General features: G+C 67.8%; 22 protein-coding genes. 11 read left to right on the top strand and 11 right to left on the bottom strand.

The annotated features are described in order from the left end of the window. Nucleotides 1–3: 3 nt before the first annotated feature. From ACT531_RS16395 to ACT531_RS16385, 3 genes are all read right to left on the bottom strand, one after another. Nucleotides 4–1,320: a ferredoxin reductase family protein gene (locus ACT531_RS16395; protein WP_476018101.1), complete on the bottom strand. Its 1,317-nt coding sequence runs from the start codon at nucleotides 1,318–1,320 to the stop codon at nucleotides 4–6. A 152-nt stretch (nucleotides 1,321–1,472) separates the two neighbouring features. Continuing rightward, the gene (locus tag ACT531_RS16390; RefSeq protein WP_476018100.1) at nucleotides 1,473–2,660 is read right to left on the bottom strand and encodes an Acg family FMN-binding oxidoreductase; all 1,188 of its coding nucleotides are present in this window, start codon (nucleotides 2,658–2,660) and stop codon (nucleotides 1,473–1,475) included. Nucleotides 2,661–2,677: 17 nt separating this feature from the next. Continuing rightward, nucleotides 2,678–3,733 (bottom strand): NAD-dependent epimerase/dehydratase family protein, encoded by a 1,056-nt coding sequence (locus ACT531_RS16385; RefSeq protein ID WP_476018099.1) that lies wholly within the window; start codon nucleotides 3,731–3,733, stop codon nucleotides 2,678–2,680. Between the two features lie 142 nt (nucleotides 3,734–3,875). On the opposite strand from ACT531_RS16385, the gene ACT531_RS16380 reads away from it, so the two are divergent. From ACT531_RS16380 to ACT531_RS16345, 8 genes are all read left to right on the top strand, one after another. After that, nucleotides 3,876–4,760, top strand: a complete 885-nt coding sequence (locus tag ACT531_RS16380; protein ID WP_015016075.1) for a LysR family transcriptional regulator — start codon at nucleotides 3,876–3,878, stop codon at nucleotides 4,758–4,760. Nucleotides 4,761–4,828: 68 nt separating this feature from the next. Next, a complete protein-coding gene (locus tag ACT531_RS16375) occupies nucleotides 4,829–6,511 on the top strand; it encodes a DUF4139 domain-containing protein (RefSeq protein ID WP_476018098.1) in 1,683 nt (560 codons plus the stop codon). Between the two features lie 110 nt (nucleotides 6,512–6,621). Continuing rightward, nucleotides 6,622–7,110, top strand: coding sequence for a universal stress protein (locus tag ACT531_RS16370; RefSeq protein WP_476018097.1), 489 nt, complete (start codon nucleotides 6,622–6,624; stop codon nucleotides 7,108–7,110). 18 nt (nucleotides 7,111–7,128) lie between these two features. Further along, entirely contained in the window at nucleotides 7,129–7,653 is a 525-nt protein-coding gene (locus tag ACT531_RS16365; protein WP_060984615.1) for a phosphatidylglycerophosphatase A family protein, read from the top strand. Then, complete coding sequence (locus ACT531_RS16360) at nucleotides 7,653–8,180, top strand: CinA family protein (protein ID WP_476018096.1); 528 nt, start codon at nucleotides 7,653–7,655, stop codon at nucleotides 8,178–8,180. The genes ACT531_RS16365 and ACT531_RS16360 overlap by 1 nt, the downstream gene beginning before the upstream one ends. Nucleotides 8,181–8,272: 92 nt before the next feature. Continuing rightward, nucleotides 8,273–9,178: an alpha/beta fold hydrolase gene (locus ACT531_RS16355; protein WP_476018095.1), complete on the top strand. Its 906-nt coding sequence runs from the start codon at nucleotides 8,273–8,275 to the stop codon at nucleotides 9,176–9,178. A gap of 218 nt (nucleotides 9,179–9,396) precedes the next feature. Next, nucleotides 9,397–11,286 (top strand): patatin-like phospholipase family protein, encoded by a 1,890-nt coding sequence (locus tag ACT531_RS16350; protein ID WP_476018094.1) that lies wholly within the window; start codon nucleotides 9,397–9,399, stop codon nucleotides 11,284–11,286. Between the two features lie 84 nt (nucleotides 11,287–11,370). Continuing rightward, a complete protein-coding gene (locus tag ACT531_RS16345; protein WP_476018093.1) occupies nucleotides 11,371–11,862 on the top strand; it encodes a nuclear transport factor 2 family protein in 492 nt (163 codons plus the stop codon). 12 nt (nucleotides 11,863–11,874) lie between these two features. On the opposite strand, the gene ACT531_RS16340 is transcribed toward ACT531_RS16345, so the two are convergent. Both ACT531_RS16340 and ACT531_RS16335 read right to left on the bottom strand, forming a co-directional pair. After that, a complete protein-coding gene (locus tag ACT531_RS16340) occupies nucleotides 11,875–13,371 on the bottom strand; it encodes a SulP family inorganic anion transporter (protein ID WP_476018092.1) in 1,497 nt (498 codons plus the stop codon). A gap of 123 nt (nucleotides 13,372–13,494) precedes the next feature. Continuing rightward, the gene (locus ACT531_RS16335; RefSeq protein WP_309828380.1) at nucleotides 13,495–14,349 is read right to left on the bottom strand and encodes a UPF0149 family protein; all 855 of its coding nucleotides are present in this window, start codon (nucleotides 14,347–14,349) and stop codon (nucleotides 13,495–13,497) included. A gap of 216 nt (nucleotides 14,350–14,565) precedes the next feature. Here ACT531_RS16335 and ACT531_RS16330 point away from each other — a divergent pair, with 216 nt between their 5' ends. Genes ACT531_RS16330 through ACT531_RS16320 form a run of 3 tightly spaced genes read left to right on the top strand, consistent with a single transcriptional unit; the run spans nucleotide 14,566 to nucleotide 17,566 of the window. Next, nucleotides 14,566–16,308, top strand: a complete 1,743-nt coding sequence (locus ACT531_RS16330) for an FMN-binding glutamate synthase family protein (RefSeq protein ID WP_476018091.1) — start codon at nucleotides 14,566–14,568, stop codon at nucleotides 16,306–16,308. A gap of 8 nt (nucleotides 16,309–16,316) precedes the next feature. Further along, on the top strand, nucleotides 16,317–17,123 hold the full coding sequence (locus ACT531_RS16325) for a BUD32 family EKC/KEOPS complex subunit (RefSeq protein ID WP_476018090.1): 807 nt from the start codon (nucleotides 16,317–16,319) through the stop codon (nucleotides 17,121–17,123). Nucleotides 17,124–17,137: 14 nt separating this feature from the next. Next, nucleotides 17,138–17,566: a GNAT family N-acetyltransferase gene (locus ACT531_RS16320; RefSeq protein ID WP_209820463.1), complete on the top strand. Its 429-nt coding sequence runs from the start codon at nucleotides 17,138–17,140 to the stop codon at nucleotides 17,564–17,566. A 45-nt stretch (nucleotides 17,567–17,611) separates the two neighbouring features. Here the strand turns inward: ACT531_RS16320 and ACT531_RS16315 are convergent, their stop codons facing one another. From ACT531_RS16315 to lptB, 6 genes are all read right to left on the bottom strand, one after another. Further along, complete coding sequence (locus ACT531_RS16315) at nucleotides 17,612–17,884, bottom strand: hypothetical protein (RefSeq protein WP_476018089.1); 273 nt, start codon at nucleotides 17,882–17,884, stop codon at nucleotides 17,612–17,614. Between the two features lie 35 nt (nucleotides 17,885–17,919). Further along, nucleotides 17,920–18,405 (bottom strand): putative toxin-antitoxin system toxin component, PIN family, encoded by a 486-nt coding sequence (locus ACT531_RS16310; RefSeq protein ID WP_476018088.1) that lies wholly within the window; start codon nucleotides 18,403–18,405, stop codon nucleotides 17,920–17,922. Next, nucleotides 18,395–19,687: a THUMP domain-containing class I SAM-dependent RNA methyltransferase gene (locus ACT531_RS16305; protein WP_476018087.1), complete on the bottom strand. Its 1,293-nt coding sequence runs from the start codon at nucleotides 19,685–19,687 to the stop codon at nucleotides 18,395–18,397. The genes ACT531_RS16310 and ACT531_RS16305 overlap by 11 nt, the downstream gene beginning before the upstream one ends. Continuing rightward, entirely contained in the window at nucleotides 19,684–20,163 is a 480-nt protein-coding gene (locus tag ACT531_RS16300) for an acyl-CoA thioesterase (RefSeq protein WP_476018086.1), read from the bottom strand. Before ACT531_RS16300 ends, ACT531_RS16305 begins: the two co-directional genes overlap by 4 nt. An 80-nt stretch (nucleotides 20,164–20,243) precedes the next feature. Next, nucleotides 20,244–21,842 carry an RNA polymerase factor sigma-54 gene (locus ACT531_RS16295; RefSeq protein WP_476018085.1) on the bottom strand — a complete coding sequence of 533 codons (1,599 nt, stop codon included), beginning with the start codon at nucleotides 21,840–21,842 and terminating at the stop codon, nucleotides 20,244–20,246. Next, nucleotides 21,842–22,603, bottom strand: a complete 762-nt coding sequence (lptB, locus tag ACT531_RS16290) for an LPS export ABC transporter ATP-binding protein (RefSeq protein ID WP_110961889.1) — start codon at nucleotides 22,601–22,603, stop codon at nucleotides 21,842–21,844. Before lptB ends, ACT531_RS16295 begins: the two co-directional genes overlap by 1 nt. Nucleotides 22,604–22,648 lie beyond the last annotated feature (45 nt).

Below are 22,648 nucleotides of genomic sequence, written 5' to 3'. Positions count from 1 at the left end.
ACCTCAGCGCATCTGAAACAACTCCTGATGAAAGCGCGCAGGCGAGCGCCCCAGCTGCTGCATGCCCTGCCGCACGGCTTCGGCAAAGCCCTGCGGCCCGCAGAACCACACACTGGCCGCGTCGCTGGTGCCTGCCAGTAGCACTGCCGGTGCCACGGGCCCGGCATCGTCGCTGTAGTGGATGTCCAGCGTCACGCTGGGCAGACGGGCGCACAGCGCGGCCATGCGCTCGGCAAACACGGCCTCGCCCACATGGCGCACACAGTAGTGCAGGTGCACCCGGGGCGCCAGCGCGGGCGTGGACTGCAAGGATTCAAGCCAGGCCATGAACGGCGTGGCGCCGATGCCCGCAGCCACCCACACCTGCTCGGGCGCGCTGTCGCGGCGGAAGTCGAAGCGCCCATACGGCCCCTCGATGTCCACCCGCTGGCCCGGCTGCACTTGCAAAGGCAATTGCCCCGTGTGATCGCCCAGCGCCTTGATCGCAAAACGCAGCGTGCCGTCGCCCTGGTCGGCATTGAGCAGGGTGAACGGATGCGCGCCTTCGGCCTTGCCAAAGGTGACAAACGCAAACTGCCCTGCCGTGTGCCGCCAGGCGCTGGCGGGACTTACCTGACAGGTCACCTCCAGCACACTGGCCCCTCGTGGCGCCACGCTCACCACGCGGGCCACATGGCGGCGGCTGCGCCCGATGGCCCCGGCCAGCGAGCGCACGGCGCACAACACCCCCACCAGCGTGCACAGGCCCACCAGCATGCCCGCAGGCTGCGCCCACCAGGCGGGCGGCGTCAGCACCACGGCATGAAACGCCAGCACCAGGTACACAACGGCCAACAATTTGTGCAGGTAGCGCCAGACGTGGTACGGGAAGCGCTGCCACAGCGTGATGACCAGCATGGCCGCGAGGAACCACACGGCCCATTCCCCCATCTCCTCAGCCAGGTGGCGGAAGGTGTTGAGCCACCAGTCCGCCCGCGGCGCACGCACCGGACGGCCCACCCAGGCCGCCAGCAGGCTGCGCGACAGTTGCAGCCCATAGTGCAGCAGCGCCAGCACGATGGCCCCGATGCCCGCCCACTTGTGCAGGCGGTAGCTCTTGTCCAGGCCGTCCAAGGGCTTTTCCAGCCACGCGGGACGCACTGCCAGCACCATGATCAGCGACATCAGCGCCCAGGCCGCCACGCCAGTCAGCAGCATTAGCTGGTTGCGCCACCACCAGACATCGCCCCACGCAGGCGGCGCTGGCTGCGGCCCCCACAGTGCCATCAGCCAAGCCGCACCTGCCAGCGCCAGGGCGCCCCCCAAAACCTTCTTCCACATCGCCAGTCCAACATTTGTTGCAATGCAGCAACTGTAGGAAACTGCGATGAACGCCACCTGAACGGTGTGTGAAGCGGCGGCAAAGCGCGCCAGCTTGTAGCCGGAGGTTGATCTGCATCAGCCCTCTGCGCAGAGGACAGCCGGACTCGAACTCACGTCCGTACAAATTTCGCAAGCGGCCTGCGCGGCGTGGCGGGCGCCGGGTCGGGTGCGTAGCCCATGCGGCAGAACATCTGCACCGTGGCGTCGTGCGGCGCGCGCGGCGCAGGCTGGCCCAGCACCAGCTGGTGCACACGTCCGTAGTGCGGCGCCATCTCGGCAAACTCCTGCAGGGCCTGGCTCATGGGGTGCATGCCCACGCCCAGCGCGGTGGCCTGCAACTGCAGGCGCACATAAGCACGCCCGGCCTGGACCTGGTCGCTGCGCGTGTTGGGGCTGGTGATCCACACAAATCCCATGGCCGTGCGGCTGTGGCCCTCAAAGCGCCCCATCGCACTTTTGTAGGCGGCGCTGCCTTCGGCCGGGGGCTGGGTGCGGTCAAACATGCCCAGCGCAGTCACGGCGCGCACAAAGGGCGAGTTGATCGAGATGCCGTCGCGGTGCTGAAGGATTTCGGACGGGCCCACGCGGGTGAGGTGGATGCTTTCCATCATGGTGCGCGGCGTGAGCAGCTCGACCTGGGCGGACTCCCAGCACAGCGTGCGCAATGCGGGCAACTGGTCGGCCGCCACGGTGCCGCCCACACGCAACGCGGTCTGCCCGGAGGCTGGCGCACTGGCCAGCAGGCGGGCCAGCAGTTCGGGCGCCACAGGGCGGGTGGTGTCAAAGTCGGTCTTGGGCGTGCGGCGCAACAGCACCTGGGCAAACAGCGGGTCGGGCTGGCCGCCGGGCTGCAGCGTGATGCGTGCCACCGGGCGGTCGTCCCAGTCTTTCGGCGCCAAGGGCAGCTCACCCTGTGGCCACAGTTGCACCTGGCTGGCGACTCCCTGCTGGGCCAGTGCCATCACCAGCAGTTCCAGAAAAGCGCCGTGGCCGATGAGGATCTGGCGGCCCAGCGGGTCGGTGTGGGGCAGCACGCGCTCGCGGTCGGTGCGCAGGGTGATCACGCCCTGCTCGCGCAGGTCCACCAGCCAGGGCTGCAGGTTGTGCGGGTTGGGCGCGGTGATGGCGTAAGCCACGGCGCGGCGGCGCAGGTCGGTCTCGCCCACCGGGCCGTTCCAGGCCTCCACCGCCTCGGCGGGATAGTGCGAGCCCAGTGCGCCACAGGCAGCCAGCGAGCCTGCCGTGGCAGCGGCGATGGTGCCGCCACCGGCCAGGCGGATGAAGTTGCGACGGTTCATGGGAGTGCTCCAAAGGGTCAAAGTGGGTGGGGCCCGGCCAGCGCGGCGCGGGGCGTGTGAATGGCCACCAGCCCTAGGTCCGCCAACGCCTGGCGCACGGCCTGGTCGAACGGGGTGTGGAGTTCGTCGCCGATCAGGGCGCGCAGGCGGGTGTTGTCCAGCCGGTGCGGCGTGCTCCACAGGTAGCGCATGTCCGCCAACGCGGCGAACGTGGGTGCCACCAAGCCGGCCAAGCGCAGCAAGGGCCAAGGCAACTTCCCCACCCGCAGCGCCCCCGTTGTGGGCAGCCAGCCCTGCTCTGCCGCAATGGCCGTGAAGCTGCGCAGCCACTGCTGCGCGGTGACGTGGTGGCCTGCGAAGTGCAGGCACTCGAAGGCGGCCAGCCGGTGCCGCTCCTGCGCCACGCGCACCAGCGTGCGGGCCAGGTCGGGCAGGTACGCCCAGGGCGTGGCCACGTCCAGCGGGCCGGGCCAGGTGACGCGGCCCCGGGGCAGGTCCTTGGCGATGGCCTGGTCGATCCAGCTGCCGGTGCCGCTGCCAAAGAAGTCCCCGGCGCGCAGCACCACGGCGCGCATCTCGCCCTCTTGCGTGGCGGCCTGCAGGCGCTGCTCCAGCTGCACCCGAATGCGGCCCTTGAAACCGGTGGCGGCCTGGGGCGTGTCTTCGCGCAGCACGGGCGGCATGGATTCGCCAAAGTTGTAGACGTTGCCCGGCAGCATCAGCGTGGCGCGCAGCTGGCGGCTGACGGCAATGGCCGCTTCCATCAATGCGGGGGCTTCTTCGCGCCAGGCCTTGTGGGTGTAGGCGGGGTTGAGCGCATGCACCACCACCTGCACCCCTTGCGCCTGAGCAGCAAGCGCGGCGGTGTCGTCGACCGCCACGGGCATCCACCACACCCCGGCGATGGCAGGCAAGGTGGCGCGCTGCGCGCCGGGCCGCACTTGGGCCAGCACCTGCCAGCCCGCCTGCGCAAAGGCACGGGTGGCGGCCAGGCCCAAACGGCCCCGGGCGCCGAGGATCAGCACGGTGGACGGGTGGTCCGTGGAGGGTCGGGAAAGAGAATCGGGGGTCATGCCAGGGCTCCATTCACAAGGGATGGAGCGATTGTGGAAACGCAGACACCGTTACACAATTGGCTAAGCATTCATACCAGCAATGCAAATATGAATACCACCAACCACCCCGCTGTGACCCTTTCGCAGGCACGCTATCGCCATGAACCAGACCTTTGACTGGAGCCTCGTGCAGTCCTTCCTGGCCGCGCTCGACCAGGGCAGCCTGCTGGGCGCGGCACGCGCACTCAACGCCAGCCAACCCACCATCGGCCGCCACATTGCCGAGCTGGAGTCGCAGCTGGGCGTGGTGTTGTTCGAGCGCACCGGGCGTGGCCTGCTGCCCACGGCCACGGCGCTGCGGCTGGCCGAGTCGGCCCGTGCCATGGAGATGGGTGCCCACCAGCTGGCACGCAGCGTGTCGGGCGCCGAGGAGGGGGTGACCGGCACCGTGCGCATCACCGCCAGCCAACCCGTGGCCTGTGTGCTGCTGCCGCCCGTGCTGGCGCGCATGCGCCAGGCCCTGCCCGAGGTGCAGGTGGAGTTGGTGGCCAGCAACCAGGTCACCAACCTGTTGCGGCGCGAGGCCGACATTGCGCTGCGCATGGTGCGCCCCGACCAGGCCAGCCTGGTGGCCAAGCGCATCGGCGCCGTCACGCTGGGCGCCTATGCCCACCGCGACTACCTGCGCCGCAAGGGCACACCCCGCCAGCCGCCCGACCTGCTGCAGCACGAGCTGGTGGGCAACGACCGGCACGAAGACATCCAGCAAGGTTTTGCCGCCATGGGCTACCCCGTGGAACGCCAACACTTTGCGTTTCGCACCGACGACCTCATGGCCTACTGGGAGGCCGTACGCGCCGGGCTGGGCATTGGCTTTGTGGGCAACTACATGGCCCGCACCGACCCGAACGTGGTGGCGGTGCTGCCCCAGTTGCCGCTTCCTGATCTGCCCATCTGGCTGACAGTGCACCGCGAGATACGCACCAGCCGCAAGATCAGGGCGGTGTATGACTTTCTGGCGGCAGAGGTGCCCTTGGTGCTGTGAAACCCGGTCAATCCAGTGCGCGGCTGCTAGCATGCCAATCCCTTTGTCTCTCGCGCCCAAGGAGCCCCATGCGCCCCGTGAGCCCACCATTCCCCGTCCCCTTCCTGAGTCTTGCAACGCCCCCTGCCCTGCTGGCCCTGGGACTGACCATCCTGGCCCCGCTGCCCGCAGCGGCCCAAGACACCTCCCGCATCGCCCGCGTCACCGTCTACCCTGGCAGCGCCACGGTAGAGCGTGTGGCCAAGGTGGCGGCGGGCGCGCGCAGCCTCACGCTGGCCTGCCTGCCCGCATCGCTGGATGTGCAGAGCCTGCAGATCAACGCCGACGCCGCCGTGCGCGTAGGCGAGTTCAATGTGCTAACCGAGGACCGCGATGTGGCCGCAGGCTGCGCCAGCCCGCTGGACGGCCGCATCCGCGAGCTGGAGGATCAGATCGCCGGGGTGAAGGCCGAGGCCTCGGCCCTGCAGCTGGTGGATGGCTACCTGCGCAGCGTGGCCCAAACCGGCGCGGGATCGGAGGCGCCAGCGCCTGCCAGCACCGCCGCCCGAGCCGCCACGCCAACGCCCGCACAGATTACCGCCACCGCCGAGGTGCTGCGCAAGTCCGGGCAGGACAGCGCTGCGCGCGCGCACCAGCTTCAGCGCAAGCAGGAGGCGCTGGAACTGGCACTCAAACCCCTGGTGGCAGAACGCGACCGCGTAGCCAGCCAACGCGCGCGGGTGGTGTCGGTCACCATCAACCTGGCCGCCGAGCGCGAGGCCGAGCTGCGCCTGTCCTACCAGGTGCGCGGCCCCGGCTGGCAGCCCAGCTACCGCGCCACGCTCGATGCCAACAAATCCACGGTGCTCATCGAGCGGCAGGCGCTGGTGGCGCAAAACAGTGGTGAAGACTGGGGCAACGTGCAGCTGACCTTGTCGACGGGCCAGCCCGGGCGCGCCACGCAAGGACAACTGCCACGCCCATGGTGGCTGAACGTGGCGCCACCGCCCCAAGGCTCGCCTGCACCCGCCATGGCGATGGCACCAGCGCCCGCACCGACCGTTGCGTCGCTGTCCCGGTCCCGCAATGCCGCCGAAGAGGCCATGCCCACGTTCGACGTCAGCGCCCTCGACAAGGGGTTTGCCACCGAGTTCGCCGTGCCCCAGCGCATCACCGTGCCTTCCAGCGGCCAGCGCGTGACGCTGGCGCTGGGCAGCCACAGCGCCCCCGCCACACTGATCACACGCACGGCACCCGCCGTGGAAGAAGCGGCCTACCTGGTCGCGCAGATTGCGCAGCCGCCCGGCGTGTGGCCTGCGGGCGCAGCGGGCCTGTACCGCGACGGCGCCTTTGTGGGCAACGGCCGCATCGACTTTGGCACGCCCAGTGCGGGTGCCCCGGCCGGCAGCACCAGCCTGTCGTTTGGCCGCGATGAACTGGTCACCGTGCGGGCCGAGCCCACGCAGGATCTGACGGGCAGCAGCGGCTTCACCGGCTCGCGCGTGGAGCGCAAGACGCGCCGGGCCTACAGCGTGGAGAACCGCCACAAGACAGCCATCACACTGCAGGTGCTGCATGCCGCACCGGTCTCGCGCAATGAAAAAATCGAGGTCGAATCGCGCTACCAGCCCCAACCAGCAGACACGGCCTGGAACCGCACGCCCGGCACTGTGGCCTGGCAGCAGCCCGTGGCCGCAGGGGCCACGGCACAGTTCAGTGCCGAGCACACCATCCGTTACCCCAAGGACGTGGAGCTGATCGAACGCCAGTGACCTTGGAGACACGGTGACAGGCCCTCTGAACGCCTCGCGCAACAGCAGGTCGGTCACAATCCGTCACAGCGCCCGCCAAGTCGCCACCGAGCCCCCAGGAGCCCGCCGCCATGAGTTACCAACACCTCCTCGTTGCCGTTGACGGCAGCCCCACCGCCGACCACGCCGTGAACGAAGCCACGGGCCTGGCCCAGGCCACGGGCGGACGCATCCGCCTGCTGAACGTGATGGACCCTTTGGCCCACATCAGCGGTTTTGAGCGGCCCGATGTGTACAGCCAGGAGGTGCTGCCCCGCCTGCGCCAGGCGGGCGAGGCCTTGCTGCGCCGCGCCCAGGAGCGCGTGGCGCAAAGCGGCGTGCCGGTGGACACCGTGCTGATCGAAAACCTCGACGCCCGGGTGGCTGACCTGGTGGTGGAACACGCCAAAGCCTGGGGCGCCGACCTGATCGTGCTGGGCACCCACGGGCGCCGTGGCCTCGCCCGCGTGCTGATGGGCAGCGATGCCGAGCAGATCGCGCGCACCGCCCCTGTGCCCGTGCTGCTGGTGCGCCTGCCCGCCGGGGCAGGCGGCAGTGTCGCCAATGCCGCCAGCGCCTGACCCTTTTTCTTTCGTGCCATGACCGTTTCCGAGCCCCAGCCCAGCCTTGCCCCCCTGCGCCCCAGCGTGCGCTTCATGCTGTCCCACCCGGCCCACTTCATGGCGCTGGGCTTTGGTGCCGGCCTGGCCCCCAAGGCACCGGGCACCGTGGGCACGCTGTGGGCCTGGCTGGCATACCTGGTGCTGCAGCAGTGGCTGAACCCGCGGCAAATGGGCCTGCTGATCGCGATCAGCACCGTGGTGGGCTGGTGGGCCTGCACCACCACGGCACGCCACATGCGCGTAGCCGACCCCGGCAGCATCGTGTGGGACGAGGTGGTGGCCTTCTGGCTGGTGCTGTGGCTGGCCATGCCCATGGGGCTGTGGGGGCAGGTGGTGGCGTTTGGGCTGTTCCGCTTTTTTGACGCCGCCAAACCCGGCCCGGTGGGCTGGGCCGACAGCCTGTTCAAAGGCTTTGGCTGGCGCGGGGGCTGGGGTATCTTGTGGGACGACTTTGTGGCAGCCTTCTGTACCTTGCTGGTCATTGCACTGTGGAGGTTCTGATGGCACCCACATCACTATCAAAAAGTGAGCTACTAGCGCAAGAAATACAAGCACTTGAGGCCAATTTGACGCAAATATCGCTGCGTTTGCTGGCCCGCCGCCGCCTACTGGCCACTGCCGAGAGCTGCACTGGCGGCATGATCGCCGCCGCCTGCACCGACCTGTCGGGCTCCAGCCAGTGGTTTGAGCGCGGCTTTGTGACCTATTCCAACGAGGCCAAGGCCGAGATGCTGGGCGTGCCCCCCGGCCTGATCGAGCAGCACGGTGCAGTGAGCGAGCCCGTAGCGCGTGCCATGGCCGACGGCGCCCTTGCCCACTCGCGCGCGCAGGTCAGCTTGGCCGTGACGGGCGTCGCGGGCCCCACAGGCGGCACCGAGGCCAAGCCGGTGGGCACCGTGTGGTTTGCCTGGTGCGTGGGCGGCGAAACCCACAGCGAAATGCAGCACTTTGCCGGGGACCGCGCCGCCGTCCGCACGGCCACGCTGCGGTACGCGCTGAAGCGGCTGCTGAGCTTGCTGCCTGCCTGACCTCGCTGGCAAGGTCCCAGGCCCCGGCGTGGGCAACGCTGCTGTCGTCCACAAGACAGGGCTTCCCCCGCCCCTTGCCACACCATACGGCCATGACAACGACACCCTCCTGGTTTGACGGCTTTGCCACCCAGCGCATCACCACCTCGGGCGCGGAGATCTTTGTGCGCACAGGGGGCACCGTGGGCGCGCCCCCGCTGCTGTTGCTGCACGGCTTTCCGCAAACGCATGCGCTGTGGCACCGCGTGGCGCAGCAGCTGGCGCGCGACTACTGCCTGGTGCTGCCAGACCTGCGCGGCTATGGCGACTCATCCCACGCGCCCGGCCTGCCCGACCACAGCAACTACAGCAAACGCGCCCTGGCGCAAGACATGGCCGAGGTGATGACTGCCCTGGGCCACGACCGGTTCTACCTGTGCGGCCATGACCGGGGCGGCCGGGTGGCCCACCGGCTCGCGCTGGACCACGCCGCGCGCGTGAAGAGGCTGTGCGTGATCGACATCGCCCCCACGCTCGACATGTACGCGCGCACCGACATGGAGTTTGCGCGCGCCTACTACCACTGGTTCCACCTGATCCAACCCGCACCGCTGCCCGAAACCATGATCGGCGGCAACGCGCGCGCCTACCTGCACGCCAAGCTGGGCGGCTGGGGCAGCGCAGGCCTGGCCCACATCGAGCCCCAGGCCCTGGCCGACTATGAGCGCTGCTTTTGCACACCCGAAGCCATCCACACCGCCTGCGAGGACTACCGCGCCAGCGCAGGCATCGACCTGGACCATGACCGCGACAGCCGCACGCGCGGCGAGAAAATCGCCTGCGACACCCTGGTGATCTGGGGCGCGCACGGTGTTGTGCACCGGCTGTTTGATCCGCTGGCGCTGTGGCAGGCGCAGTGTGCAGGCGTGGTCACGGGCCAGGCCGTGCCGGCGGGGCACTTCATTCCTGAACAATTGCCCGGCGAAACCGCCGAGGCACTTCGCAGCTTCATGCGCTGACGGCCCGGTCCCATTCGGCCCGAAGGGGCAATCGAAAGGGCCTGCCGTGCATTTGTTCACGCGCTGCGCAGGCGCCATGCTCCGTGCAGTGCGCACAGGGGCCTTCGCGTTCCTAGAATCCGCCGCTTCGCACGCTGCGGAACACTTGGCCAGCACCGGTGGCTGGCCAGCCATCACCTTTCGCAGCGCCTTCACTGTGCCTTGCCCATTGCGTGACCATGCCTCCCTTTACCGCGACCCAGAACCAACTGCTCACCGAGCACCTGCGCAACTTTCTGCCAGGCATCGAGCCCGAGGCGCTGGAGCTGCTGCGCGCCCAGCTGGAATGGGTGGAGGTGCCCGGCGGCAGCACGCTGATGACCCAGGGCGAGCCCGGCGAATCGATGTACCTCACCGTCAGCGGCCGCCTGCGCGCCTATGTGCGCAGTGACGACGGCCACAGTGGCACGCAGCGCCGCGTCGCCGACATGGGCCGGGGCCAGGTGATTGGTGAGATCAGCCTGTTCACCGACGCCCCCCGCGCCGCCACCGTGGTCGCAGTGCGCGACTCGGTGCTGGTGCGCCTGACCAAGGACGTGTTCAAGACCCTGCTGGCCAGCAGCGCGCAGGTGTCGATTGCCCTCACACGCCAGATCATCCAGCGCCTGCAGTCAGGCACCGCCGCCCACACGGCCGCGCAGGAGCGCCCTGTGGCCATGGGCCTGCTGCCCGTGAGCAGCGGCGTGGACCTGCAGGCCTTTGGCCAGCGCCTGGCGCGCCACCTCGGCACGGTGGGCCGCGTGCGGGTGGTGGACTCGACCACCGTGGATGCCGAATTGCACGAACCCGGCATTGCCCAGCGTGAAGGTGCCGACGCCACGGCCAACCGGCGCATCGCCATGCTGCTCGACGAGATCGAGGCGCGCAATGACTTCGTGCTGCTGCTGGCAGACCCGGAGCCCACGCCCTGGACGCGCCGCGTGAGCCGCCACTGCGACGAGTTGCTGCTGCTGGCCGACGCACAGGCCGAGCCCGCCATCCACCCGATTGAAGAAAACTGCCTGCTGCGCCGCGCGCCCCTGGCCGAGGCCGCCGAGATTTTGGTGCTGCTGCACCCGGAAGGCACCCAGTGCCCGCGCGGCACCCAGCAATGGCTGGACCGCCGCCCCGTGGCCGACCACGTGCACGTGCGCCCTGCCCTCGACCGCGACATGGCGCGCCTGGCCCGCATCCAGAGCCGCACCGCCGTGGGCCTGGTGCTGGCCGGTGGCGGCGCGCGCGGGTTTGCGCACCTGGGCATCTACCGCGCGCTGCAAGAAGAAGGCGTGGAGATCGACTGCGTGGGCGGCACCAGCATCGGCTCGGTGATGGCCGCGTATGTGGCGTCCGACCAGCCCCTGACCACGGTGATGGACAACGCCCGCGAGGCGTTCCGCACCAACCCCACGGGCGACTGGAGCCTGCTGCCGCTGATGTCGCTCATCAAGGGCCGCCGCCTGCGCCACATCCTGCACGACGCAGTGGGCCAGCTGGTGGGCTTTCCGGCGCAGGTCGAGGACCTGTGGAAGAACTACTACTGCGTGGCCACCAACTACTCGCGCGCCAGCGAACAGGTGGTGCGCCGGGGCAGCCTGGTGAAGTCGCTGCTGGCCAGCATCTCCATCCCCGGCGCGCTGCCCCCGGTGGTGCACGAGGGGGACCTGCTGTGCGACGGCGGTACGTTCAACAACTTTCCGGTGGACGTGATGCGCAGCAGCATGCGCGGCGTGGGCACGGTGATTGGCGTGGACCTGAACTTCCGCAAACCGCGCCGCATCGAGCTGGACGACATCCCCAGCAGCTGGGCCCTGCTGCGCGACAAGCTGCGGCCGCGCGCGCAGCGCCGCTACAAGCTGCCCTCGCTGGCCAGCTACCTCATGCAGGTCACCATCCTGTACAGCATGTCGCGGCAGCGCCAGTCGCAGCAGCTCACCGACCTGTACTTCAACCCGCCCATGGACCGCGTGGGCATGCTGCAGTGGAACCGGTTCGAGCAGATCGTGCAGCAAGGGTATGCGCACGGCATCCAGGTGCTGGACGCATTGGATGAAACCCAGCGGCGGCGCATTGGCGGGCTGCGCACCAGCTGAAAGCACGTCGCCGCGCCGGTCCCGCAGGGGGCAGGCAGCGCAACGGCCCCGGTGTAGCATGGGCGCCCTTGAGGAGGAGAACCCATGCACCCCAACGCCCAGACCCTGCAACGCTTCTACACCGCGTTTGCGCAACTGGACCATGCCACCATGGCCGCCTGCTATGCCCCCAACGCCACGTTTGACGACGAAGCCTTTTCCCTGAAAGGCCGCGAGCAGGTGGCCGGCATGTGGCGCATGCTGTGCACCGCAACGAAAAAGCCCGGCGCCGCCGAGCACTGGAAGCTGGAGTTCAGCGGCATCGACGCCGATGCGCAGGGCGGCAAGGCCCACTGGGAGGCGCACTACCTCTTCAGCGCCACGGGGCGCAAGGTGCACAACATCATCGACGGCACCTTCACCTTCACGCCCGACGGGCTGATCGCCACGCACCGCGACCGTTTCAACTTCTGGCGCTGGGCGCGGCAGGCACTGGGCGCACCCGGGCTGCTGCTGGGCTGGTCGCCATCGCTCAAGCGCAAGGTGCGCAGTACGGCGGCGGGGAATCTGAAGAAGTTTCTGGCGCAGGGCGGCTAGGGAGCGAGCGGGCTATTGGGCCAGCGCTGCATCGCCCGCCAGGCGGTCGATCAGCACCGCACTGGCTTCGTTCAGCCCCAGCACCTGCACCGTGCAGCCGTGGTGGCGCAGGCGCTCCACCACCTTGTCGAGCGCAGCGACGGCAGTGATGTCCCAGAAGTGGGCGTGCGTGACGTCGATGACCACCGGGCGGCCCTCGGCGCCCAGCACGTCGAAGGCTTCGATGAACGCATCGGCCGAGGCAAAGAACACCTGGCCGGACACGCGCCAGGTGCGTTGGCCGGTCTGTGCGTCGTCGTGCATGCGCACATCCAGCATGCGCGAGACCTTGAACGCAAAGAACACCCCGCTGAGCACCACGCCCACGGCCACGCCGGCAGCCAGGTTGTGGGTGGCGATGGTGACGGCCACGGTGGACAGCATGGCGGCGCTGGACAGGCGCGGGTGGCGCACCAGGGCGCCGAGCGACTTCCAGTCGAACGTTTCGGCCGACACCATGACCATGATGGCCACCAGCGCGATCACCGGCACCTGCGACACCCAGGGCTTGAGCGCCACCATCAGGATGAGCAGAAACACCCCCGCGAACAGCGTGGACAGGCGCCCGCGCCCGCCGTATTTCACGTTGCCCACGGCCTGGCCGATCATTCCGCAGCCAGCAATGCCACCAAAGCAGCTGGCTGCAATGTTGGCCACGCCCAGCCCGGCGCATTCGCGGTTTTTGTTGCTGGGGGTGTCGGTCAGTTCATCGACCACGGCGGCGGTGAGCACGGATTCGAGCAGACCCACCATGGCAATCGCCAGTGCGGGCAGCAGGATGATGCGCAGTGTGTCCAGCGACACGGGCACCTGCGGCAGCGCAAACACGGGCAGCGCATCGGGCAACTGGCCCAGGTCTCCCACAGTGGGTAACTTCAACCCCAGTGCGGACGCCAGCACGGTGAGCACCACCACGCAGATCAGCGGTGACGGGATCACGGACAGTGCAGGCCACGCCAACCGCTGGCCCAGCCACGGCAGGCCGTAGATAAGCGCCAGCCCCAACGCCAAAGCACCCCAGGTGGCTGTAGTGGCCCCGTGCAGATGCGGCAGCTGCGCGGCAAAGATCAGGATGGCCAGTGCATTCACAAACCCGGTGCGTACCGAGCTGGACACAAAGCGCATCAGCACGCCCAGCTTCATCAGCCCAAACGCCACCTGCACCACACCGGCCAGCAACCCGGCTGCCAGCAGGTAGCCCAGCCCGTGCGACTGCACCAGCGGCGCGGCCACCAGCGCCACCGAGCCCGCCGCAGCAGACACCATGGCCGGCCGCCCGCCGGTGAAAGCAATCACCAAACTGATGACAAACGAGGCAAAGAGCCCCACCGAAGGGTCCACGCCCGCCACGAAGGAGAAAGCGATGACCTCGGGGATGAGCGCAAACGTGGCCACCGCGCCAGCCAGCAGTTCGCGCGGAATGCTGGGCGCCCATTCGGCGCGCAGGCGGGTGAGGAATGATCGATTCATGAAAGGTGCAAAGCAAAGCGCGCCCGAAGGCGCGCTGCGAGGGGTTTCAGACAAAAACAGGCTCTAGCGCTTATCCATCAAGCGCAACAAGCTATCAACTCAGTAGCAAATTCTCCAACGGGATCACGCCCCGTGGCACTTCTTGTACTTCTTGCCGCTGCCGCAGTGGCAAGGGTCGTTGCGCCCGGGCTCGGGCGCCTTGCGCACCGTCTCCACGCGCGGGCCCATGCTCTTCCATAGCTGGCGCAGGTCGTACACGGCCCAGATGGCTTCGCCGAAGGCTTCCACGCGCGCCTGGCTGGTGCTGGGTGGGCCGTCTTCGTCGTACATGCAGACTTCGGGTTTGCCGGTGTCGTCTTCGGTCAGGGCCACGATGCGCTCCAGCGCATCGTCCAGCCACTTGGCGGCTTCCTTGTCGCGCGGGGCGGCCCAGTCTTCAGGCCAGTTTTCCACCGCAAACATGAAGCCCAGCGCCCACACTTGGCCGAAGGATGGAATCTCCTGGTCGTCGCCCATCTCGGCGCGCTGTTCGTCAGTCAGGCTGGCCACCGCGCCGCGCATGTCCATGGCTTCGGGCTGGAAGGTGCGGTCGTCGTCCAGCGTCTTCACGTCGGTGTCGAGCTGGGCCACGATCTCGTTCCAGCGGCGCATCCACAGGTCCATGAAGCGGGCTTGCTGGGCAGCGTCGGCAAACGCGGGCAGCAGGGGCAGCGGCTCGCCCTCGGCCACATCCAGTTCGGCACCATCGCCCAGCAGCATGGGCAGGTATTCGGCCGGGCCGATGGGGCGGCGGCTGCAGATCAGCGCGGTCATGAAGCCGTCGCAGAACTCCCACTGCGGGATTTCCTCGCCGCGCGCGCGCAGGTCGTCGAGGATGTTGTCCATCTCCTCCAGCTCGTCGGGGCCCAGTGCGGCAGCGGGCGCAGCGGAGGCGTCGAGGTCGTCGTGAGCGGGGGTGGGCGATGTGGGTTCGGTCATGGGAGGCTCCGGTCGTCAAGCGAGAAAGCGGGGGCAGTAAAGCGATGTTTTACTTTTATGATGCGCTGGCCTTGTGCTGTGGCGCTCGTCAGCGGCAGATGCAAGGCGGCCCAGGCAAGGCCAGGGCGTGAAAAAAGAGCCGCGCGCAACATGGCGACCCGATAAAAAGGCGGTCAGTGTAGCCCTCCCGCGCCACCGCCCAGAACCAGGACCCCCATGATCCACCAACTGAACTCCCTGTACCCGGTGCGCTACACGGCCTTTGCGCTGTGCGTGTTCGGGCTGCTGCTGTCGCTGTTTGCGCTGGTGGTGTTTGGCGTGGGCCTGCCCGTGGTGCTGGTGTTTGCAGCGCTGGTGGCCCTGGGCGTGTACGACCTGCAACAGACGCGCCACGCCATCCTGCGCAACTACCCGGTCATCGGCCACATCCGCTTCATGCTCGAATATGTGCGGCCCGAGGTGCGCCAGTATTTCATCGAAAGCGACAGCGAGGCCGCACCGTTCTCGCGCGCGCAGCGCTCGCTGGTCTACCAGCGCGCCAAGGGCGACCCGGACAACCGCCCCTTCGGCACCCACCTGGACGTGGGCGCGCAGGGCTACGAATGGGTGAACCACTCGCTCGCGCCCACCCAGCTGCCGTCGCACGACTTTCGCGTATGGATCGGCGGCAGCCCCGATGCGCCTTCGCAGTCGGTGTCGCCCTGCACCCAGCCCTACCACGCGAGCGTGTTCAACATCTCGGCCATGAGCTTTGGTGCGCTGTCGGCCAATGCCATCCTGGCGCTCAACCAGGGCGCTAAAAAAGGTGGCTTTGCACACGACACGGGGGAGGGCAGCATCAGCCAGCACCACCGCGTGCATGGCGGCGACCTCATCTGGGAGATCGGCTCGGGCTACTTTGGCTGCCGCAACCCCGATGGCACGTTCAGCGAAGAGCGTTTTGCGGCCAATGCCACCGACCCGCAGGTCAAGATGATCGAGCTGAAGCTCAGCCAGGGCGCCAAGCCCGGCCACGGCGGCGTGCTGCCCGGCGCCAAGGTCACCGCCGAGATCGCGGCCGCACGCGGTGTGAAGGAGGGCGAGGCCTGCATCTCGCCCGCCAGCCACAGCGCGTTTCGCACTCCAGTGGAGATGATGCACTTCATCGCCAAACTGCGCACGCTGTCGGGCGGCAAGCCCACGGGCTTCAAGTTCTGCCTGGGCCATCCGTGGGAGTGGTTTGCCATCGTCAAGGCCATGCTGGTCACGGGTATCACGCCGGATTTCATCGTGGTCGATGGCGCCGAAGGCGGCACAGGTGCGGCGCCGGTGGAGTTCAGCGACCATGTGGGCGCGCCGCTGCAAGAGGGCCTGCTGCTGGTGCACAACACCCTGGTGGGCGTGAACCTGCGCGACCGCGTGCGCATTGGCTGCGCGGGCAAGGTGATCAGTGCCTTCGACATCGCGCGCATGATGGCGCTGGGGGCCGACTGGTGCAACGCGGGGCGCGGCTTCATGATGGCGCTGGGCTGCATCCAGGCGCAGAGCTGCCACACCGGCCACTGCCCTACCGGCGTGACCACCCAAGACCCGCTGCGCCAGCAGGCGCTGGTGGTGCCCGACAAGGCCACGCGCGTGGCGCAGTTCCACCGCAGCACCTTGCACGCGCTGCAAGAGCTGGTGCAGGCCGCCGGGCTGCGCCACCCCAAGGACATCACGGCCCACCACATCGTGCGCCGCATCAGCGACACCGAGGTACGCCTGCTGTCCAACCTGATTACCCGCATGCAACCTGGCGCGCTGCTGGGCCCGCTGGATACGCAGCACAACGTATTTCGCCTGTACTGGCCGCTGGCCAATGCCCACAGCTTCCAGGCCAGCGAGCCTGCGCTGGAGCCCTCTGTGCCCCACCATGTCGAGCTGGCGCAGGCCGCCGCCGTCGGCACCGCCGCCGCAGTGGCTGGGGATGCCCCCGTATGACTTTGACGATGGACAGCACCAACGCCGCCCCCGACTACGCCGCCTTTTTGCAGCAGCAACTCGCCACCCAGCCGCACAACGTGATGGCCCATGTGCTGGGCCACGAACAGATCTGGATCAAGCGCGCAGGCGCCCCCCACGGCACGGGCCGCTACCGCGCCATGGCCGTACTGGCCGCCCTGCTGCGGCTGGACGCCCTGCGCCCCGTGCCCAACCCCGGCGGCCCCGCGGCCATTGCCACCGAAGTGCAGCGCCTGCGCGACCTGGCCGCACGCGGCATCCGCGTGCCCGTGGTGCTGGCGGCATCCACCAATGGCTTTGCCATGCGCCATCTGGGCCACACGGGTGAAGAGATCCATTCGCTCGGCAACGAGATCGACCACGCTGTGCAGGCGGGCGACACCACCAGCGTGCTGGCCCTGTGGCAGCAGGGGCTGGATACCTTGGCCCATGTGCACCGCCAAGGCACCTGCCTGAGCCAGGCCTTTGCGCGCAACCTGGTGCGCTGCCCTGATGGCGAGGTGGCCTGCATCGACTTTGAAGACGACCCCGCCGCCGTGCTGCCCCTGGCGGTGTGCCATGTGCGCGATGCGCTGTGTTACGCGCACTCCACCGCGATCTACCTGCACACCAGCGGCACGCTGACCGAGGGGCGCGCGCGCTGGGCGGCGTGGGTGGCGCAGGGCAGCGCGGAGATGCGGGAGGTGCAGGCGACCAGCGTGCGGCGGATGGGGTGGATGCGACATCTGCCCACGAATCGCAAGCTGGGGCGGGATTTGCAGCGGGTGCGGGCCGCGTATGACTTGCTGGCCTGAAAGAGTCTCTTTCGATGAGCGACTTTGAGATTTACACCCCCACGGCAGAAGAAGTCCACTCCGGCGTGCTGGGCCGCCGGATGCGGCAGTTCAACTACGGTTTTGTGGGTGAGTACGGCCAGTCCCAGCCCGTATGGGTGAGCGCGCGGGATACGCACGGCGAACTCGTCGGCGGACTGCGTGGGTTCGTGTTTTTACAGTGGCTGACGGTGGAGCTGCTGTTTGTGGACGAGACGGCCCGGCACCAGGGGGTGGGCCGCCAACTGCTGGCCACCGCAGAACAGAAAGCCCGCGACCTGGGCGCCCACAGCGTGACGCTCAACACCTTTGAATGGCAGGCCCGAGGCTTTTACCTCAAGCAGGGCTACGAAGAGTTTGGGCATATCGACAACTATATCCAGGGCTTTCAGCTGGTGTATTTGAAGAAATCCCTGGCGACTTGATACCCGAACGTCGTCTGCCGAGTGGACGATAGGCCGACCGAAGTCCTACGCCAGCCACAGCCCGGCCGCAATTCCAAAGCAAGCTACTGAGAGCGCCACAAGAACCCAGTAGAGGCCCGGAATGCCCCCCACCGCAGTGATTTCGTTCGACTGCGCACCTTCTTGTTCGGCGCGGGACAAAGGATCCACACTTACGGCGCGATCAGAAGATGGCGGCACGGCCCAGACTTTGTGGCCGGATGTCCGGTTGAACTGGTGCGCGTCGAACGCCAGGTATGCAAAAAAGCCTGAGAGGACAAGAAAACCCAACGGTCCCATACCGATCCTTGCAGCAAAAACTGAGTAATGCGTGATCAGGCCACCTCAGTGGCGGGCGCCTCGTCCAACACCACCTCCGTCGCCACATCCGCCCCCAGGTTCGCCAGCCGCTTTCGCATGCAGATCACCGCCTTGTCCTTGCTCAGCAAGATCGCCCGGTGCGCCGCCGCCAGGTCGATGAACTTCTGGTCGTCCGCGTCCTTGCACACATAGGCCACCTTGGGAGCGATCTCCACCAGGCGCGCCTGCGCGTCAAACGCCGCCAGCACCTGGGCGGCACCCACGCGGTAGAAGTTCATGCGCTCAACGATGTGCGGGTAGGCCAGCACGCGCTCCAGCTCGTCGCGCATGACCTGCGTGGCAATCCAGGCCAGGCGCCCCTGGACCAGCAGCGTGCGCAGAGGGGCGGTGCGCGGGTCGCTGAAGATCAGCAGGTCGAGCGCCACGTTGGTGTCCACCACCACGGGGCGTGCGGGCTCGTTCGCCTGCACCTCGGCGGGCAGGCGCAGTTCAACCTTCATGGCGCGGGCCGCCGTCGGGGGCAGGCTTGGCAGCCCGGTCGCGCACGGCGCCCTTGATCATGTCGAAGCGGAACATGCGGCATTCGATGGGGCCGTTCCACATGGGCACGCGGCGCGATTCCTTGAGGCGCATCTTGCCGGGCAGTTTGAGGTCGGGGGTGAGCATCCAGGCCGTCCAGCCGCTGTAGTTCTTCTTCCAGTGCGTGGCCAGCTGGCTGAAGAATTCGCCGCCGTCTTCGGTCTGCGCCTCTTCGCGGCCCACAGCCAGGCCCTGGGCGCGGTCGGCCGCGCGTTCGCTGGCGTTGCGGCCTGCGGTACCGGCTGCGGCAATGCGCTCGCCGTAGGGCGGGTTCAGCAGCATCACGCCGGGCTGGTCGCAGGGCGGCATGCGCTGCAGGGCGTCGCCACCGCGCAGCTGCACGGCCTGGGCCACACCTGCGCGCTCAGCGTTGCGCTGTGCAAAATCGACCATGCGGAAGGCCACATCACTGCCAAAAATGGGTACAGCGCTAGTACATATTGCGCCTTCAGCTTCGTTTTTGATAGCAGACCAAACGTGCGCCTGGAAGGGCAGCAGCTTTTCAAACGCAAAGCGACGCAGCATGCCCGCCGGGATGCGGCAGGCGATCTGCGCGGCCTCGACCACGATGGTGCCGCTGCCGCAGCAGGGGTCGTACAGGGGCTGGGGGTTGTCGCCGTGCGGGTCCCAGCCGCTGGCGGCGATCATGGCGGCGGCCAGGGTTTCCTTGAGCGGTGCGTCGCCCTTGTCCTCGCGCCAGCCGCGCTTGAACAGCGGCTCGCCGCTGGTGTCGATGTAGATCGTGGCTTCGTCGGTGGTCAGGTGCAGGTGGATGCGCACGTCGGGCCACTGGGTGTTCACATCGGGGCGCACGCCGCTCTTGTGGCGGAAGCGGTCGGCCACGGCGTCTTTCACCTTGAGGCCCGCGAAGTTCAGGCTCTGCAGCGGGCTGTGCTGGGCCGTCACTTCGACCTTGAAGGTCTGGCGCGTGGTGAACCAGATCTCCCAAGCCACATCGCTGGCCATGTTGTAGAGGTCGTTCTCAGACCGGTACGGGCGGTGGGCCAATTGCACCAGTACGCGCTGGGCCAGACGGCTGTGCAGGTTGAGCTGCATGGCCTGGCGCCACGAGGCGCGCAGCAGCACACCACCCCGGCCCACCAGCAGGTCTTGCCCCGTGAGACCGGTGATGCCATGCACCTCGTCGGCCAGAAAGCCCTCGACGCCCGCGGCGCAAGGGAGAAAAAGTTGGAGTTGGTTCATGTCGATGGGGAGGATACGCGCTCGGGCACTGCGGGGGAACCGGGCTCCCCCGCCCGGGCCAGCAGCTGGCGGATGGAGTCCGGGATGGGGGCGACCTTGCGGCTGGCCTTGCCGATGAAGACGATGCCGATCTTGCCGCGCGCCACCTCGCGGCCTGAGGCCTTTTCGGTCATGCAGAACACCAGGTCGAAACCGTAGCGGTTGAAGTCCGCAGGCGCCATCTCCACGCGCATGGTCTCGCCGTGGAAACCTTCGGACTTGTACTGCGCCACGATGTCGCCGACCACGATGGACAGGCCGCCCACATCGGCCTCGGGGTAGCCCAGCGACTGGAAGAAACGCACGCGTGCTTCGGACACCAGGGTGAGCAGCTGCGCGTTGTCCAGATGCCCGCCCTGGTTCACGTGGCTGATGTAGATCTGCAGCTCGGTGGCAAAGCCGAAGTACGGGGGAAGGTCAAAGACGATGCGGGCCATGGTGGGCTGCGGTAGGTAATACGGAAACAACAGAAAAGGTACGGCATCGCAGGCGCGCCGTGCGCCAGCTGCCGAGGCGGCTACAACGCCTTGCGCAAATTCGCCGGCGCGATCTTGAGCGCCTCGCGGTACTTGGCCACGGTGCGGCGCGCGCATTCGATGCCCTGCTCCTTGAGCATCTCGGCGATCTGGCTGTCGGACAGCGGCTTGGCCGGGCTCTCCGCCGACACGAACTGCTTGATCAGTGCGCGCACCGCCGTGCTCGATGCATTGCCGCCCGTTTCGGTACCCAGGCCCGAGCCAAAGAAATACTTCAGCTCGTAGGTGCCAATCGGCGTGGCCATGTACTTGGCAGTGGTGACGCGGCTGATGGTGGACTCGTGCAGGCCCAGTTCGTCGGCAATGTCGCGCAGCACCAGCGGGCGCATGGCCAGTTCACCGTGGGTGAAGAAGTTCTTTTGCCGCTCGACAATGGCGCGCGACACGCGCAGGATGGTGTCAAAGCGCTGCTGGATGTTCTTGATGAACCAGCGCGCCTCCTGCAGGCGCTGCTGCATGCCCTGGTGGCCTTCGCCGCCCTTGTGGCCGCGCAGGGCGCCTGCGTAGATGTCGTGCACGCGCAGGCGGGGCATCACGTCGGGGTTGAGCTGCACGATGAAGCTCTGCTGGCCGCTGCCATTGGCGCGACCGGCTTTGCGCACGATGACGTCGGGCACGATGATGTTGCGCTCCACGTCGGCAAACTTGCGGCCCGGGCGTGGTTCCAGGCGGGCGATGAGTGCCATGGCAGCGCGGGTACGCTCTTCTCCAGCCACGCCGCCTTCGCTGCACAGCTGCGTCAGGCGGCGGATGTCGCGGCGGGCCAGCATCTCCAGCGGCTGCTGGCAGATGCGCAGAGCGGTCTGCACGGTCTCGGGGTCGGCGTCGCTGTCTTCGTCGGCCGCCAACGCCGCGAGCTGCAGCGTCAGGCATTCGGACAGATTGCGCGCGCCCACGCCCACAGGTTCCAGGCTTTGCAGCAGGCGCTGGGCCACCGTGAAGCGGTGCACCAGCTCTTCGATCTGTTCCAGGTCGTCGGGCCCGACGAGGCTGATGGCGAGTTCTTCCAGCGGCTCTTCGAGGTAGCCGTCGTCGTTCAGCGATTCGATGAGGAAACGCAGCGCGGCCGTGTCCACTTCGGACAGGCGCAGCGACAGCGCCTGGCGGTGCAAAAAGGCCGTCAGCGATTCGTGCGAGCGGGCCAGCTCGGTGGCATCGGCCTCGTCGCCTTCCGCGTCGTTGCGGGTGCGTGCCGGGGCGTCGCCGCCCCACTCGGCATCGTTGGGCGCCATCTCGACGGTGCCGTCGCCGCTCCAGTCGGGCTCGTCCGAGCCCCCGCCGGAGATTTCAGCGTCGTTTTGGCTATCAGCGCTAGTACTGCTTGCGCTGGTAGCTCCTGAAAACATAGCATCATCGGCACTGTAGTCGTCGGCCTGTGCAGGCGTGTCGGCGGCTTCCAGGCCAAATTCCTCGCGCGGGGCTTCGTCGGCATTGCGTTCGAGGAACGGGTTTTCGTCGAGCATCTGCTCGACTTCCTGCGAGAGTTCGAGCGTGGACAACTGCAGCAGCCGGATGGACTGCTGGAGCTGGGGGGTCAATGCGAGATGCTGCGAGACGCGCAGCGACAGTCCAGGCTTCATCACATCCTGAAGTGTTCGCCGAGGTACACCCTTCGGACCTCCGCGTTGTCCACGATCTCGGACGGCGTGCCCTGCGCCAGCACGCGGCCGTCGCTGATGATGAAGGCGTGGTCGCAGATGCCCAGCGTCTCGCGCACGTTGTGATCGGTGATGAGCACCCCAATGCCGCGCGCCTTCAGGAAGCCGATGATGCGCTGGATTTCAATCACGGCGATGGGGTCGATGCCCGCAAAGGGCTCGTCCAGCAGGATGAAACGCGGCTGGGTGGCCAAGGCCCGCGCAATCTCCACACGGCGGCGCTCGCCGCCCGACAGCGCCAGAGCGGGTGAGGCCCTCAGGTGGTCCACGCGCAGCTCTTGCAGCAGGGCCGTCAGGCGCTCTTCGATGGCATCGCGCGACAGCGGCTGGCCGTCATCGGCGCGCTGCAGTTCCAGCACGGCGCGCACGTTTTCTTCGACGGTGAGCTTGCGGAAGATGGAGGCTTCTTGCGGCAGGTACGACAGCCCCAGGCGCGACCGGCGATGGATGGGCATGTGGGCCACGGACTGGCCGTCGATACGGATGTCACCCGCATCGCTGCGTACCAAGCCCACGATCATGTAGAACGAAGTGGTCTTGCCCGCGCCATTGGGGCCCAGCAAACCCACGACTTCGCCTTTTTGCACCTCCAGGGACACGTCCTTGACGACCTTGCGGCTGCCATAGGACTTGGCCAGGTGCTGCACCTCCAGGCGGCTGCCCGACTGCGAATCAGGCCCCAGACGGCTGTTCGCAGGGGTCGCCGGGGTCTCGGGACCAGTACTCAC

Source organism: Acidovorax sp. DMC1 (assembly GCF_056314325.1).
Note: the sequence above shows the minus strand (reverse complement) of the source record. Positions and strands in the feature narration are given on the sequence as shown.

Excerpts from the sequence above, each read along its gene's own strand:
- ACT531_RS16385 (WP_476018099.1), bottom strand. The coding sequence starts at position 3,733 with ATGACCCCCGATTCTCTTTCCCGACCCTCCACGGACCACCCGTCCACC.
- ACT531_RS16295 (WP_476018085.1), bottom strand. The coding sequence starts at position 21,842 with ATGAAGCCTGGACTGTCGCTGCGCGTCTCGCAGCATCTCGCATTGACC.
- ACT531_RS16315 (WP_476018089.1), bottom strand. The coding sequence starts at position 17,884 with ATGGGACCGTTGGGTTTTCTTGTCCTCTCAGGCTTTTTTGCATACCTG.
- ACT531_RS16370 (WP_476018097.1), top strand. The coding sequence starts at position 6,622 with ATGAGTTACCAACACCTCCTCGTTGCCGTTGACGGCAGCCCCACCGCC.
- ACT531_RS16395 (WP_476018101.1), bottom strand. The coding sequence starts at position 1,320 with ATGTGGAAGAAGGTTTTGGGGGGCGCCCTGGCGCTGGCAGGTGCGGCT.
- ACT531_RS16380 (WP_015016075.1), top strand. The coding sequence starts at position 3,876 with ATGAACCAGACCTTTGACTGGAGCCTCGTGCAGTCCTTCCTGGCCGCG.
- ACT531_RS16375 (WP_476018098.1), top strand. The coding sequence starts at position 4,829 with ATGCGCCCCGTGAGCCCACCATTCCCCGTCCCCTTCCTGAGTCTTGCA.
- ACT531_RS16390 (WP_476018100.1), bottom strand. The coding sequence starts at position 2,660 with ATGAACCGTCGCAACTTCATCCGCCTGGCCGGTGGCGGCACCATCGCC.
- ACT531_RS16320 (WP_209820463.1), top strand. The coding sequence starts at position 17,138 with ATGAGCGACTTTGAGATTTACACCCCCACGGCAGAAGAAGTCCACTCC.
- ACT531_RS16335 (WP_309828380.1), bottom strand. The coding sequence starts at position 14,349 with ATGACCGAACCCACATCGCCCACCCCCGCTCACGACGACCTCGACGCC.
- ACT531_RS16355 (WP_476018095.1), top strand. The coding sequence starts at position 8,273 with ATGACAACGACACCCTCCTGGTTTGACGGCTTTGCCACCCAGCGCATC.
- ACT531_RS16300 (WP_476018086.1), bottom strand. The coding sequence starts at position 20,163 with ATGGCCCGCATCGTCTTTGACCTTCCCCCGTACTTCGGCTTTGCCACC.
- ACT531_RS16305 (WP_476018087.1), bottom strand. The coding sequence starts at position 19,687 with ATGAACCAACTCCAACTTTTTCTCCCTTGCGCCGCGGGCGTCGAGGGC.
- ACT531_RS16330 (WP_476018091.1), top strand. The coding sequence starts at position 14,566 with ATGATCCACCAACTGAACTCCCTGTACCCGGTGCGCTACACGGCCTTT.
- ACT531_RS16350 (WP_476018094.1), top strand. The coding sequence starts at position 9,397 with ATGCCTCCCTTTACCGCGACCCAGAACCAACTGCTCACCGAGCACCTG.
- ACT531_RS16340 (WP_476018092.1), bottom strand. The coding sequence starts at position 13,371 with ATGAATCGATCATTCCTCACCCGCCTGCGCGCCGAATGGGCGCCCAGC.
- ACT531_RS16360 (WP_476018096.1), top strand. The coding sequence starts at position 7,653 with ATGGCACCCACATCACTATCAAAAAGTGAGCTACTAGCGCAAGAAATA.
- ACT531_RS16310 (WP_476018088.1), bottom strand. The coding sequence starts at position 18,405 with ATGAAGGTTGAACTGCGCCTGCCCGCCGAGGTGCAGGCGAACGAGCCC.
- ACT531_RS16365 (WP_060984615.1), top strand. The coding sequence starts at position 7,129 with ATGACCGTTTCCGAGCCCCAGCCCAGCCTTGCCCCCCTGCGCCCCAGC.
- ACT531_RS16345 (WP_476018093.1), top strand. The coding sequence starts at position 11,371 with ATGCACCCCAACGCCCAGACCCTGCAACGCTTCTACACCGCGTTTGCG.
- ACT531_RS16325 (WP_476018090.1), top strand. The coding sequence starts at position 16,317 with ATGGACAGCACCAACGCCGCCCCCGACTACGCCGCCTTTTTGCAGCAG.